This window comes from Micromonospora sp. NPDC093243 (assembly GCF_044753725.1).
Classification (GTDB): domain Bacteria; phylum Actinomycetota; class Actinomycetes; order Mycobacteriales; family Micromonosporaceae; genus Micromonospora.
The window spans coordinates 25741-38841 of the sequence record NZ_JBIVNT010000010.1 but is presented as its reverse complement, the minus strand read 5'-3'; the positions used below and the strand labels follow the sequence as shown (position 1 = coordinate 38841).

Sequence of the window (13101 nt, the reverse complement as noted above, 5' to 3'; positions counted from 1 at the left end):
CGGCGGTCAGCGCGACGGGCCGGCGTCGGCCGCCGCGGCGTAGCGGCCGGCCAGCTGACGCAGCAGCTCCCGCAGCTCCGGCGGGTCGAGCACCTCGAACGGCACGTCGAGGGTGCCCAGGAAGGCGGCCAGGTTGGCCAGCGACTCCCCGCCGGTCTGCAACAGGCAGCTCCGCTCGTCGACCGCCTCCAGCACCCCCGCCGTGGCCGGTAGCCGCTGCGCCATCACGGCGGCGGAGGCGTGCAGGCGTACCCGCGCGGGGTGCGGCCAGGCCGCCGAGCCGACGCCGCGCAGCACGTGCGCGACGGCGTCCCCGCCCGGCGGCTCCCGGGGCGCGAAGCGCGGACCGGTCGGGATCCGCGGCCGGAGCCGGTCGGCCCGGAAGGTGCGCCAGTCGGCGCGGTCCGGGTCCCAACCGAGCAGGTACCAGCGTCGTCCGGTGTAGACCAGCCGATGCGGCTCCACGGTGCGCACGCTGCTGGCGCCGTCGTGCCCGACGTAGTCGAAGCGCAGCCGCTCGTGGCGGTGGATGGCCGTCGCGACGGCGGTCAGCGTGGCCGCGTCGACGGTCGGTCCGCCGCCGGCGGCGGAGACCGTCGCCGCCCGCAGGGCGTCCACCCGGTGCCGCAGCCGGGACGGCAGGGACCGCTCCAGCTTGGCCAGCGCCCGCAGCGAGGTCTCCTCGATGCCGGAGACCGTGCCGGCGGCCGCGGCGCGCAGCCCGACCACGACGGCGACCGCCTCGTCGTCGTCGAGCAGCAGCGGCGGCAACTCCGAGCCGGCCCCGAGCCGGTAGCCACCGCCGGTGCCCGGCTGGGAGTCGATCCGGTAACCGAGGACGCGCAGGCGCTCGACGTCATTGCGGACGGTCCGCGTGGTCACGTCGAGGCGGGCGGCGAGATCCGGGCCGGAGCGGTCCCGCCCGTCCTGCAACAGGGCCAGTAGCCGCAGCAGTCGAACCGAGGTTTCCAGCATGTCGGCGAGTCTGCCAGCAATTGCGGAACCGCACGTTCCGCAAGCCCCCGTAGCGTCGAGGTCAGCGGAATCGACCGACGAGAGGAAATCCCATGCAGTTGCGAGGACTGGCCACCGTCAGCTTCTGGGCCGCCGACCTGACCGCCGCGAAGAACTGGTACGCGGACCTGTTCGGCGTCGAGCCGTACTACGAGGTGCGCGACGGCGCGGGCCGGCCGGCGTACTACGAGTTCCGGCTCGGTGACCACCAGCACGAGCTGGGCCTGATCGACAGCCGCTACGCGCCCGACGGGCCGCCGGCCGCGCCCGGCGGCGCGATCGCCTACTGGCACGTCGACGACCTCGACGCCACGGTGGCGACCCTGCTCAAGGCCGGGGCCCGCGAGCACCAGCCGCCCACCCCGCGCGGCGAGGGAGATTTCGTCACCGCCTCGGTGGTGGACCCGTTCGGCAACATCCTCGGCGTCATGCGCAATCCGCACTACCTCGAGATGCTCGCCGCGCGATCCGGGCGGTGAGCCCGGCCGGGTCGGTGGTTTGAGCCACCGGCCCGGCGCCGCGCTCAGCGCCGGCGCGGGTGGCGTACCCGGACCGCGTCGATGCAACGGTCCCGCGAGGTCGGGCCGCCGAACCGGAGCCGGTCATATCCGGTGAACGCGGGTTCCAGAGCGTCCAGTTCGTCGACCAGCGCGTGGAGCCGGGCCAGGCGGTCGTCGGTGCCCGCGTCGCGCACCGGGTTGGCGTCCAACTCGGCGGCGGCGGCCGAGATCGCGGCCACCAGCTCGGACTTCCGGACGATGGCGCCCGGCGTGACCGAGTGCAGACATACGTAATGACCGTTGAGGTAGTCGTTCCACTCCGCCTCGCCGACGGCCGGATCCGCCCAGTGCCCGACGAACCAGTCGGCCAGCCGCTCCGGACCGCCGGCCTGGTCGGCCAGGGCGAACAGGTCGGCGGGCACCATCTGCGCGCCGTCCGAGCGGAGATATCCCGGCAGCGGCAACCGCCGGTCCAGCATCAGCCGGCGTACCTCTCGGGGGTCGCGGCCGTGGGCCGCGCAGAGGTCGTCGAGCACCACGAACTGCCGGCTGACGTACGCGTCGTCCGCAATGGTCATCGGATGGTCCCCGTTGACCTCGCGGAACCGGTCGTCCACCTGCTGCTTCAGATCCATCATCGCCTCCCCGTCGGACCAGCACCGCCACCCGGGCACGCTAGCCGCCGGACCGTGCGGTCCCGGCCGAAACGTCGCCGTGGCGAATATCGATTGCCGCGGTCCGTCGGCCCGCATACCGTCATCCGTGCAAGGTCAACTGACCAGACCCAGGGAGTACGTCGTGTCGCAGCGCACCAATACCCGAACCACACGGCTTGTGCCGTGCGGTGGTGCGTCGGGCCTCACCGGCGAACCAGCCCTGGGTGGGCGCCGGTCCGGTTCGGGCCGGCGTCGGGGGAGGCGGCGCGACTAGCGCCAGCGCGCACGCGCAGCCGCCCACCCCACCGGGGTCCGGGCGGCTTTTTCGTCCGTGACCCCGGATCCGGGCGGGGCGGGGGGTCCCCCGCCCGGGCACGGGCCGTTGGAGCAGCGGAAGCTCACCCGGTTCTCACCCGGGAGGTCACGGGTTCGAATCCCGTACGGCCTACGCGTACCACGCCACAAGGGCGTCGTACCGCATCGCGGTTGTAGCGCAGCCAGGCAGCGCGTCACCTTGCCAGGGTGAAGATCGCCGGTTCGAATCCGGCCAGCCGCTCCGACACCGTCACGCACGACAGAAGGAGACGACGATGGGCTACAGCCCGCTGGTCGGCACCCGGGCGCCGGTCCGGGTCTGGACCGACCCGTACGGCATCGAGCCGCAGGCCGCCCGGCAGCTGCGCAACATCGGCACGCTGCCCTGGGTGGAGGGTGTCGCGGTGATGCCGGACGTGCACTTCGGCAAGGGCGCCACGGTCGGCTCGGTCATCGCGATGCGGCAGGCGGTGTCGCCGGCGGCGGTCGGCGTCGACATCGGCTGCGGGATGTCCGCCGTGCGGACCTCGCTCACCGCCGCCGACCTGCCCGACGACCTCGCCGGGCTGCGCTCCGCGATCGAGGCGGCCATCCCGGTCGGGTTCGCCCAGCGCGAGCGGCCCGTCGACCCGCGCCGGGTACGCGGCCTGGAGCAGCGCGGTTGGGACGACTTCTGGCGGCGCTTCGCCGACCTGGATCGTGGCGTGGCCCAGCTGGAGGTCCGGGCGCAGCGGCAGTTGGGCACCCTCGGCGGCGGCAACCACTTCATCGAGGTCTGCCTGGAGCAGGGCGGGGCCGACGAGGGGCGGGTGTGGCTGATGCTGCACTCCGGCTCCCGCAACATCGGCAAGGAGCTGGCCGAGCGGCACATGGCGGTGGCCCGGCGGCTGCCGCACAACGCCGACCTGCCCGACCGGGACCTGGCGGTGTTCCTCGCCGGCACGCCGGAGATGGCCGCGTACCGCCGGGACCTGTGGTGGGCGCAGGAGTACGCGCGGCGTAACCGGGCGATGATGCTCGCCGTGCTCTGCGAGGTGGTCCGCGAGCGCTTCCCGCAGGTGGGCTACGACGAGCCGATCTCGTGCCACCACAACTACGTCGCGGAGGAGAGCTACGGCGGGGTGGAGGTGCTGGTCACCCGCAAGGGCGCGATCCGGGCCGGCAAGGGAGACCTGGGCATCATCCCGGGCTCGATGGGCACCGGGTCGTACATCGTGCGCGGCAAGGGCAACCCGGACGCCTACTGCTCCGCCTCGCACGGGGCGGGTCGGCGGATGTCCCGGGCGCAGGCGAAGCGGACCTACAGCACCGCCGACCTCGCGGCGCAGACGGCCGGCGTGGAGTGCCGCAAGGACGCCGGGGTGGTGGACGAGATCCCCGGCGCGTACAAGGACATCACCGAGGTGATGGCCCAGCAGGAGGACCTGGTCGAGGTGGTCGCACACCTCAAGCAGGTGGTCTGCGTGAAGGGTTGAGCCGGCTGGCGGCTACGGCTGCCACCCGTGCCTGCTCGTGGCGCGGCGGGCCAGGTCGGTCGACGGGACCGGCCTGGTCAGGCCGCGACGTGCATGCCGGCCAGGTAGGTGAGGGCCTGGGCGCTGTGGCTCCCCGGCTCCGGCGTGCCGACGAGCAGTTGCTGACCGGGGGCGTCGCGGACGTCGAAGCTCTGGTAGGTCAACTCGACCCGACCGACCTCGGGGTGGACGAAGACCTTGAACAGTCGGGTCAGCCCGCGGACGGTCTGATCCGACCACAGCGACCGGAACCGTGGTGAGGTCTGCCGGAGTTCGGCCACGAGCGCGCGGATGTCCGGATCGTCCGGGAACCGGCCGGCGTTCAGCCGCAGGGCGTGGACGACATTCTCCGTCAGGGTCGGCCACTCCACGAACACGGCGCGCGCCTGCGGGTGCTGAAACAGCACCCGCACCATGTTGTTCATGCCGGGGAACGGCGAGAGCAGCGCGGCGGCGACGCCGTTGCTGGCGAGCACGTCGAACGCGGCGCTGAGCACGTAGGCGGCCGAGGCGGGAAAGGCGTCCAACAGTTGCCGCAACGCCGGGTGGACGAGGTCCCGGGAGCTGCTCGTGGCAAGGCTGGGATTGAGCCCGGCAAGCCGGAAGACATGACCACGGGCGTCGCCGTCGAGCCGGAGGGCCCGCCCGATCGCATCGAGAAGCTGCGGCGAGGGGTGCCGTTCCCGGCCCTGTTCCAGGCGTGCGTAGTAGTCGACGCTCACCCCGGCCAGCACGGCGACCTCTTCGCGGCGCAGCCCGGGCACCCGGCGGTCGCCACCGCCGCGCATGCCGACCTCCGTCGGGTCGACCCGGGCGCGGTGAGCCCGCAGGAACTCCCCGAGCCTGCTGGTGGCGGTTGGCATCCGACCAGCGTAGGTCGCCTCGTCGGCCAACTGCCAGGGTGCGGCGCACCCAGGAAGACGCGGCCTTCTCGCGCCCCGGCGACCGACTGATCCTTGGCCCGAGCCACCCCACAGCTGGCAGAACCGATCGGGAGTCCCCATGAACACCCCAGCATCCAAGATCGTCCTCATCACCGGCGCGAGCAGCGGCATCGGCGAGGCCACCGCGCGCCGGCTGGCCGCCGACGGCCACCACGTCGTGCTCGGCGCCCGGCGGGTCGACCGGCTCGCCGCCCTGGTCTCCGAGCTACGCGCCGCCGGCGGCAGGGCCGAGCACCAGGAGCTCGACGTGACCCGCCTGGACAGCGTGCGGGCCTTCGCCGATGGCGCGTACGAGCGGCACGGCCGCATCGACGTACTGGTCAACAACGCCGGCGTGATGCCCCTGTCGACGCTCGACGCCGGGCGGGTCGACGAGTGGAACCAGATGATCGATGTGAACCTGCGGGGCGTCCTGCACGGCATCGCGGCCGTCCTGCCGCTGATGCGGTCCCGGGGTGCCGGCCACGTCGTCAACGTCGGCTCGACGGCCGCCTACCGGGTCGACCCGACGGCCGCGGTCTACTGCGCGACCAAGTACGCCGTCCGGGCGCTGTCGGAAGGATTGCGCCAGGAGAACCGGGACATCCGGGTTACCGTCGTCAGCCCCGGCTACACCCGGTCGGAACTCCTCGAACACGGCGGCGACCCGCAGGTGCGGGCCGCCGTGCGGGCCGCCTCCGACAGCCTGGCGATCCCGGCCGCCGCGGTGGCCGACGCGATCGGCTACGCGGTTGCCCAGCCCGGCGACGTCGACGTCAACGAGTTGGTCGTCCGCCCCACCGCGCAGGGCTGACGACGTCCAGGAGAAGGAGCACTGCCATGGCTGAAGCGCTCGAAGTGACCACGTTCCGGCTTGTCGCCGGCCGCACCGGGGCCGATTTCGTCGCGGCCAACGCGGACATCAACGACTACCTCCGGCGCCAGCCCGGTTTCCGCTGGCGTCGGATGGCGCAGGGCGACGACGGCACGATCATCGATATCGTGGCCTGGGAGACCGCGGCCGACGGGCGGCGCAGCGCGTCCGGGATCATGACGGAGATGGCCGCCTCGCCGGTGCACGCGACGATCGACCAGGGCAGCGTCGACTTCCGCATCGTCCCGGTGCTGCAACACTCGGTCTGAGCCGCGTCCCCGGCGACCACCAGCGCGCGGGGGTGAGTGTCGAGACGCCGCGGGGTTCAGCCCATGTGCACCGCGCCGCCGGTGGGGACGTCCTCGCGGCGGACCCGGACCAGCACCAGGGTGGCCAGACCCGCGAGCAGGATCAGGCCGGCGGCCCAGACGAAAGCCGTCGAGTAGCCGTGAACCAACGCCTTGACCTGGTTGGTCTGGTCCGGCACCCGGTTCGTGAGATACCCGGCCACCGCGCTGGTGTAGATCGTGTTGAGCAGCGCGGTGCCGAGCGAGCCGCCGACCTGCTGGGTGGCGTTGAGCGTGGCGCTGGCCGCGCCCGCGTCGTGCTCGGGCACCCCGTACAGCGCGAGGCTGGACAACGGCACGAAGGTGAAGCCGAGGCCCAGGCCGAGGATGAACTGGGCGGGCAGCAGGTGGGTGACGAACGAGGTGTCCGCCTCGACCTGGGTGAGCACCGCCATGCCCACGACGGCGAGGACCGCGCCGGACAGCATCAGCGGCTTCGCCCCGATCCGGGGCAGCAGCTGGCTCGCGCCGCCCGCGGCGATCAGCACGCCGGCGGTCACCGGCAGCGAGGCCAGCCCGGCCTCCAGCGGGGTGTACCGGAGCACCACCTGGAAGTAGATGGTCAGGAAGAGGAACGCGCCGAAGAGGCCGGCACCGATCAGCGTGGAGGTGAGGTAGGCCCCGCCGCGGTTGCGGTCCAGCAGGATTCGCATCGGCAGCAGTGGGTGCCCGGAGCGCAGCTCGATCACCACGAACGCGGCCAGCAGGGCCAGGCCGACCGCGATGAAGGCGAGCGTGCTGGTGGCGCTCCACCCGTCCTCGGCCGCCCTGGTGAAGCCGTAGACCAGGCTGACCAGGCCGGCGGTGACGACGACCGCGCCGGGCACGTCGTACCGGGTGTTGCCGTGTGCCCGGCTCTCCGGCACCAGCGGGATCGCGGCGGCGAGCGCCACCGCGGCGATCAGGATGTTCACCAGCAGGCACCAGCGCCAGGAGGCGTACTCGGTGAGCACGCCACCGAGGAGCAGACCGACCGCCGAGCCCCCGCCGGCGATTGCGCCGTACACGGCGAAAGCCTTGGCCCGTTCCCGGGTCTCGCTGAAGAGCACGGTGAGCAGCGCCAGCGAGGCCGGGGCGAGCAGCGCGCCGAACGCGCCCTGCAACGCTCGGGCGGCGAAGAGCATCTCGCCGGTGTTGGCGACGCCGCCGATGGCGGAGGCGATGGCGAAGCCGACCATGCCGACCAGGAAGGCCCGCTTACGGCCCCAGTAGTCGGCGATCCGCCCGCCGAGCAGCAGCAGCCCGCCGAAGGTCAGCGTGTACGCGGTGACCACCCACTGCCGGTCGGCGTCGCTGATGCGCAGGTCGGCTTGGGCGTGGGGGAGCGCGATGTTCACGATGGTGGCGTCCAGCACGACCATCAGCTGGGCGATCGCGATGACCGCCAGCGCGACCCAGCGCCGCGGGTGCCCCCCGGTCGCTGTCTCGGCGTCGGGGGCACCGGGGGAGGTCGAGGTTGCTCCGGGCATGGTGAAGCCTTCCGTGCGGACTCGGTGCCGGCTCTGTGCGTCGGGGACGGTCAGGCGGGGCGGAGCGGGAGGCACGGACGACCCCGGTCAGCGAGGTCCCGTCGGCGGGCGGGGCTGGGCCCGCGGCTGCCCACCCCGTTGGCGCCGGACCCGCGAAACGACTTCGGATCCGACGCTAGCGGGCCGCATCCGGTCCGCGCAGCGGCTTGGGATATCCGTGCCGCAAGGTGTCCAACCGGGTCATCCGCCGACGGCTCAGCGGCCGGTGGGGACGAGCGTCACCGGCACCCTGACCGCGTTCACCCGGGAGCCGTCCTGCGCGGAGACCTCGTAGACCTCGACGGTGCCGCGCTGCTCTCGGGTGACCCGCCACGGAAGCGCCACCCGGTAGTCCCCTCGGCAGCCGGTGCCGCAGGTGGCGGTGGTGAAGGTGGTGGCGATCTCCCGACCGTCCGCGTCGAGGAGCCGGACGCTCACCGTGGCCTCGAACACGTCGGCCGTCCCGGCGACGGTCAGCGGGCTGTCGATCCGCTGGCCGATGGTCGGGCCGGTCACCACGATCGGTGGCAGCAGATCGGCGTAGTCGGTGCGGTCGACCGGGCCGTCGGCGGGTTCGGCCGGTGGGTCGAAGCGCACCCGCCGCACGGTGGGGAACTGGGTGAGCGTCCACACCACCTGTGCCTGGCGCAGCCGCCGGGTCGCCGGGTCGCCGGTCGCGGACGGCAGCCGAACGGTGGCGACCCCGCCGGCCACCCCGATCGGTTCGGCGCCGGCGGGCAGCAGGGTGCTCAGCCCGGTGGCCGCCTCCGCGCCGGTCGGCCCGGCGGCCAGCTCGGCGAGCGCCAGCCGCGAGGTGGCCGGGGTGCTCGGCCGGGTCCGTCGGGTGGGTGCCAGCCGCCCGTCGCGGACGAACCAGAGCTCGACGGTGATCGTGCCGGCGGGAGCGGGGTCGCCACCGACCGGCGGTGGGGCCGGTGGTGCCGGGGGAGCGCCGGACGTGGCCGGGGCGGGCGGCGACGTGACCCCGTCGGCGGTGGGGGTCGGTGTGGCCGGGGCGGACGTCGGCGGTGCCGCCGTGGGGGCCGGGCCCAGCGACCCGGAGCGCGCGGGCGCGCAACCGGCGGGCAGCAGCACGCAGATCAGCAGCAGGCTGGCGAGTGGTCGTCTCATCGGGCCTCCTCCCGCAGGTCCGGGCCGGCGTCGCCGGACCGTTCCCGGCCGGCCGCGGACCGCTGCGGCGCCACAGCGCCGTCCCGGGGCTCGTGCGGTCCGGCGGGCGGGCCGGCGGATGGCGTGCCGGCGGGCGGGTCGGAGGCGTCCGGGCCGGCGGCGGGCAGCGTGAGACGGAAGAGCGTGCCGAGTCCCGGCTCGCTGCGGACGGTCAGCCGGCCGCCGAGAAGTCGGGTGTTCTCCTGCGCTATGGCGAGCCCGAGCCCGCTGCCCCGGCCGGAGCGGGCCGGGTCGACCTTGTAGAAGCGGTCGAAGATCCGGGGCAGGTGCGCGGCGGGGATGCCGGGTCCGCGGTCGGCGACGTCGAAGACGACGCTCGACCCGTCCCGCTCGACGCCGGCCCGGACCTCGCCGCCGCCGTGTTCGACCGCGTTGCCGACCAGGTTCGCCAGCACCCGCTCCAGCCGTCGCGGGTCGGTGCGCAGCGGAGCCGGCCCACCGGCGACCACCACCCGGTCACGCCAACCGTGCGCCCTGACCAGGGCGTGCAGCAGGGCGAGCGGCTCCACCGGCTGGACCGCGAGCGGCTCCTGCCCCGCATCCAGCCGGGAGATCTCCATCAGGTCCTCGACCAGCCGGCGCAGCCGGACCACGTCGGCGACGAGCAGCTCCGCCGCGCGGCGGGCGTCGCCGGGCAGCTGATCGAGGTGGTCGCACAGCAGCGAGGCCGCCGCCACCAGGGCGGTCACCGGGGTACGCAGCTCGTGGGCGACGTCGGCGGTGAACCGCCGCTCCCGGGCCTGGGCTTGGGACAGCGCGTGGATCTTCGCCTCCAGCGCCTCGGCCATGCCGTTGAACGACGCGGCCCAGACACTGAACTCGTCGCGGCCACGGACCGGCAGCCGGGTGGCGAGCAGCCCCTCGGCGACCGCCTGCGCGGCGCGGCTCGCCCGCCCGACCGGCTCCAGGGTCCGCCGGGCCAGGGTGTGTCCCACGCCGGCCGCGGTGAGCACGACCAGGGCCCAGCCGGCGAGCAGCGCCGTGCGCAGCTGGTCGAGGTCGGCGAGCAGTTCCTCCTCGGCGGTGACCACGTAGAGCTCACTGCTCGACCCCGGTATCCGGCCGCCGACCACCAGCAGGCGCGGCCGGGCCGACGGCGCGGAGCGCTCGTAGCCCAGCTCGCCGGCGGCGACGGTGGCCCGCAGCGGCGCGCCGAGCGCCGGCGCGAACGCGGGGTTGGCGGCACGCACGTCGTCGCCGTCGGCCAGCAGGACGTGCCGGCCGCTCGCCTCGAAGCTGCGCAACAGCTCGGCGCGGCGCTGCGCGGTCAGCGGCTGGAACTGGGCGGCCAGCACGAGTTGGTAGCGGGCGTCGGCCGCGGCCTGCTGGACCGAGGCGTCCAGCCGGGTCTGCCGCAGCAGCAGGTACGACCCGCCGGCGAGCAGCCCGGCGGAGACCCCGGCGACGAGCACGAACGCGATGGTCAGCCGGCGCCGGAGCCGGCCCGGGGGTACGCGGTCCGCGGCCATCGCGTCACACTCACGGCGTCGTCAGCTTGTAGCCGGCCCCGCGTACGGTCCGGATGAGCCGGGGGTGAGCCGGGTCCTGCTCGACCTTCGCGCGCAGCCGCTGCACGGCCACGTCGACCAGCCGGGAGTCGCCGAGATAGCTGTGGCTCCACACCCGGTCGAGCAGGATCTCGCGGGTGAAGACCTGGCCGGGGCGGCGGGCCAGCTCCAGCAGCAGCCGGAACTCGGTGGCGGTCAACGGCAGCTCCCGGCCGTCCTTGCGGACCACGAAGCTGGCCGGATCGATCTCCAGGTCGCCGACGGTGAGCGTGCCGCGCTCGGCCGGCGCGGTGGCCCGGCGCAGCACCGCCCGGACCCGGGCGATCAGCTCCGGCAGGTCGAAGGGCTTGCGCAGGTAGTCGTCGGCGCCGCACTCGAGGCCGACGACCACGTCGATGATGTCGGTGCGGGCGGTGAGCATGAGGATCGGTACCGGGCTGCTGCGCCGCACCTCGCGGCAGACCTCCAGGCCGTCGAGGCCGGGCAGCATCACGTCCAGCACGATCAGGTCCACCGGCTGCGCCCGCCAGGCGGCGAGCGCCGCCCGGCCGTCGACTGCGGTGTCGACCCGGAAACCGGCCCGGCGCAGCCCGAGGGCGGTGACCTCCCTGATGGAGGCATCGTCCTCGACCAGCAGCACGCGGCCGTCCATGACGCCACCAGCGTAGCCCCGGGCGACGCCGGGGAGCCCTGGCGCAACGGACGGTGACGAGGGTCCGGCCGGTGCCGGACCCTCGTCCGCGCGGTGGTTCACTCCTGCCACTGGTGTGCCACGTCCAGCACGATCCGGCTGTGCGTGCCGGGGCCGGCCAGGACGAAGACCCGGAACGGCAGCCGCGCCCGCACGCCGACGGCGAAGGTGCTGTAGCCCTCGAAGCTGCCGCCGAAGACCACGTCCCGCAGGGTCTGGTAGCGCAGCACGTTGGCCGCGTGCTCGCCGACCCGGTACGGCACGGTGCCCACGTGCGCGTCGTCGTACGCCGGGGCCTGCAGAGAGACCCGCAGCAGCGCGCCGCCAGCGGTGTACGGCGACAGCGCCAGCCCCTCGCCCTCGGTCCACGTCTCGCCGTAGCCCACGGTGTAGCCGTTCACCGGCCCGGCGAACTCGAACACCACTCGGTCGTGGCACTCGTGCCGGCCGGTACGCACGTCGGTCAGCGGGGCGCTGCTCAGCGTGCCGGCCGCCTTCTCCCCGCTGCCCCAGGTGATCCCGCAGTACGGCGCCCCGGTGGCCGCCGCCCGGCTGGTGGTGGCCGCCGTGCCGGTGCCCGCGCCGGCCACCAGGCCGGCGACCAGGACGGCCAGTGCAGTCAGTGCGCTCCTGATCCTCATCGTCGTTTCCCCTCGATTCCGTAGCGGTGTCCGGCCTCGTCGCCGGCGTCGTCGGATCCACGGTGGAGGCCCTGCGCGGCAGCAGCTTCGCCGTGCCGTAACACCCGGGTAACAACGCACCTGGTCAGTCGACGTCCGATGTCGTCGCCGCCGGGGGGTGGCGCAGCGCCCGCAGCGGCGAGCAGAGGACCGGCAGCCAGGTGAGCCCGTTGGCGACCGCGCCGACCAGGAGCGAGGTGCGCACGTCGACGTACTGGGCCAGCAACCCGGCAACCGCGGCGCCCACGGTGAGCGCCCCGGTGAGCAGGAACCGGAAGGTGGCGTTCATCCGCCCGAGCAGCGCGTCGGGGGTGACGCCCTGCCGCAGGCTCACCCCGACGACGTTGCCGATGCCGGTCCGCCAGGCCAGCACGAGCCAACCGACGCCGGCCAGCCACAGCATCGGGCCGGTGTCGACCAGTGCGACGAGCAGGCCGAGCGGCGCGACAAGCAGTCCGGGCAGCCATAGCGCGCGACCGTGGCCGATCCGCCGCGCGATCGGTCGGGCGCTCACCGCCCCGAGCAGCGCGCCGACCCCGCCGGCGGCGAGGAACAGCCCCAGTGTGGCCGGACCGAGGCCCAGGTCGCGGAGGAAGACGACGGGCAGCATCGTGGTGGTCAGCTGCATGGTCAGGTTGGTGCTCGCGGTCGAGACGGCGAGCGGGCGCAGCAGCGGGTTGCCGAGCACGTGCCGGACGCCGGCGCCGAGTTGCCGACCGAATCCGCCGCGTCGCCGGGTCGGCGCCGTTCGCGGCGGCGTCGGGATCCGGCGGAGGACGGCCGCGGCGACCGCGAAGCCGACCGCGTCCACCACGATCGCGACCGGCGCGGTGAGTGCCTGCACCACCAGACCGCCGAGCCCGCGTCCGGCGATCTGCAGCGTGCCGCTCGTGGTCATCAGCAGCGAGTTCGCCGCGACCAGCCGGTCCCGGCCGACCAGCTCGGGTAGGACGCTCTGCGCCGCCACGTCCGCGAAGACGGCGCCGACACCGCTCAGCGCCACCACGACGTAGAGCTGGTGAATGGTCAACCAACCGGCCCACCAGGCCACCGGCACCGAGGCGACCAGTGCCGCGCGCAGCAGGTCCGCGCCGACCAGCACGGTACGGCGGGGCCAGCGATCGATCCAGACCCCGGCCGGTAGGCCGATCAGCAGGAACGCGGCGGTGCTCAGCGCGCCGAGCAACCCCACCTGGCCGGGGCTGGCGGAGAGCACGGAGACGGCGAGCACCGGCACGGCCAGGTGACTGACGTGGAAGCCGACGTCGTGCACGACCGTCGCCGTGTAGAGCAACCGAAAGGGGCGCGGCCAGCGGCCGGCCGGACGGTGGCCGGCAGCCGTCGCCGTGGAGGCGGTCGTCATGCCGCCCACCGTGCCGG

13 protein-coding genes and 2 tRNA genes are annotated in these 13101 nt (G+C 74.1%); 6 read left to right on the top strand and 9 right to left on the bottom strand.

Annotated elements, in window-relative coordinates; translation table 11 throughout:
- Positions 1-6 precede the first annotated feature (6 nt).
- The gene (locus ACIP9D_RS28595; protein ID WP_350874723.1) at positions 7-975 is read right to left on the bottom strand and encodes a YafY family protein; all 969 of its coding nucleotides are present in this window, start codon (positions 973-975) and stop codon (positions 7-9) included.
- A gap of 92 nt (positions 976-1067) precedes the next feature.
- Here ACIP9D_RS28595 and ACIP9D_RS28590 point away from each other — a divergent pair, with 92 nt between their 5' ends.
- Positions 1068-1493 (top strand): VOC family protein, encoded by a 426-nt coding sequence (locus ACIP9D_RS28590; protein WP_350874725.1) that lies wholly within the window; start codon positions 1068-1070, stop codon positions 1491-1493.
- A 44-nt stretch (positions 1494-1537) separates the two neighbouring features.
- Here the strand turns inward: ACIP9D_RS28590 and ACIP9D_RS28585 are convergent, their stop codons facing one another.
- Positions 1538-2149: a DUF6058 family natural product biosynthesis protein gene (locus ACIP9D_RS28585; RefSeq protein ID WP_350874726.1), complete on the bottom strand. Its 612-nt coding sequence runs from the start codon at positions 2147-2149 to the stop codon at positions 1538-1540.
- 397 nt (positions 2150-2546) lie between these two features.
- Between ACIP9D_RS28585 and ACIP9D_RS28580 the strand changes: the two genes are divergently transcribed.
- The 3 genes from ACIP9D_RS28580 to ACIP9D_RS28570 all read left to right on the top strand — a co-directional run bounded on the left by ACIP9D_RS28580 (position 2547) and on the right by ACIP9D_RS28570 (position 3960).
- Positions 2547-2618, top strand: a tRNA-Glu gene (locus ACIP9D_RS28580).
- A 34-nt stretch (positions 2619-2652) separates the two neighbouring features.
- A tRNA-Gly gene (locus tag ACIP9D_RS28575) sits at positions 2653-2726 on the top strand.
- 34 nt (positions 2727-2760) lie between these two features.
- Positions 2761-3960 carry an RtcB family protein gene (locus ACIP9D_RS28570; protein ID WP_350874727.1) on the top strand — a complete coding sequence of 400 codons (1200 nt, stop codon included), beginning with the start codon at positions 2761-2763 and terminating at the stop codon, positions 3958-3960.
- Positions 3961-4037: 77 nt separating this feature from the next.
- Here the strand turns inward: ACIP9D_RS28570 and ACIP9D_RS28565 are convergent, their stop codons facing one another.
- The gene (locus tag ACIP9D_RS28565; RefSeq protein WP_350874728.1) at positions 4038-4862 is read right to left on the bottom strand and encodes a helix-turn-helix transcriptional regulator; all 825 of its coding nucleotides are present in this window, start codon (positions 4860-4862) and stop codon (positions 4038-4040) included.
- Between the two features lie 139 nt (positions 4863-5001).
- On the opposite strand from ACIP9D_RS28565, the gene ACIP9D_RS28560 reads away from it, so the two are divergent.
- Both ACIP9D_RS28560 and ACIP9D_RS28555 read left to right on the top strand, forming a co-directional pair.
- Positions 5002-5736: an SDR family oxidoreductase gene (locus ACIP9D_RS28560; RefSeq protein ID WP_350874729.1), complete on the top strand. Its 735-nt coding sequence runs from the start codon at positions 5002-5004 to the stop codon at positions 5734-5736.
- Positions 5737-5762: 26 nt separating this feature from the next.
- Positions 5763-6065: a hypothetical protein gene (locus ACIP9D_RS28555; protein ID WP_350874730.1), complete on the top strand. Its 303-nt coding sequence runs from the start codon at positions 5763-5765 to the stop codon at positions 6063-6065.
- Positions 6066-6121: 56 nt separating this feature from the next.
- On the opposite strand, the gene ACIP9D_RS28550 is transcribed toward ACIP9D_RS28555, so the two are convergent.
- The 6 genes from ACIP9D_RS28550 to ACIP9D_RS28525 all read right to left on the bottom strand — a co-directional run bounded on the left by ACIP9D_RS28550 (position 6122) and on the right by ACIP9D_RS28525 (position 13084).
- Positions 6122-7612: an MFS transporter gene (locus ACIP9D_RS28550; RefSeq protein ID WP_350874731.1), complete on the bottom strand. Its 1491-nt coding sequence runs from the start codon at positions 7610-7612 to the stop codon at positions 6122-6124.
- Between the two features lie 255 nt (positions 7613-7867).
- Positions 7868-8782 carry a Gmad2 immunoglobulin-like domain-containing protein gene (locus tag ACIP9D_RS28545; RefSeq protein ID WP_350874733.1) on the bottom strand — a complete coding sequence of 305 codons (915 nt, stop codon included), beginning with the start codon at positions 8780-8782 and terminating at the stop codon, positions 7868-7870.
- Entirely contained in the window at positions 8779-10311 is a 1533-nt protein-coding gene (locus ACIP9D_RS28540; RefSeq protein WP_350874734.1) for an ATP-binding protein, read from the bottom strand. Before ACIP9D_RS28540 ends, ACIP9D_RS28545 begins: the two co-directional genes overlap by 4 nt.
- 10 nt (positions 10312-10321) lie before the next feature.
- Positions 10322-11002 (bottom strand): response regulator transcription factor, encoded by a 681-nt coding sequence (locus tag ACIP9D_RS28535; protein ID WP_350874735.1) that lies wholly within the window; start codon positions 11000-11002, stop codon positions 10322-10324.
- A 98-nt stretch (positions 11003-11100) separates the two neighbouring features.
- On the bottom strand, positions 11101-11682 hold the full coding sequence (locus tag ACIP9D_RS28530; protein WP_350874736.1) for a hypothetical protein: 582 nt from the start codon (positions 11680-11682) through the stop codon (positions 11101-11103).
- Positions 11683-11806: 124 nt separating this feature from the next.
- A complete protein-coding gene (locus ACIP9D_RS28525; protein WP_350874737.1) occupies positions 11807-13084 on the bottom strand; it encodes an MFS transporter in 1278 nt (425 codons plus the stop codon).
- Positions 13085-13101 lie beyond the last annotated feature (17 nt).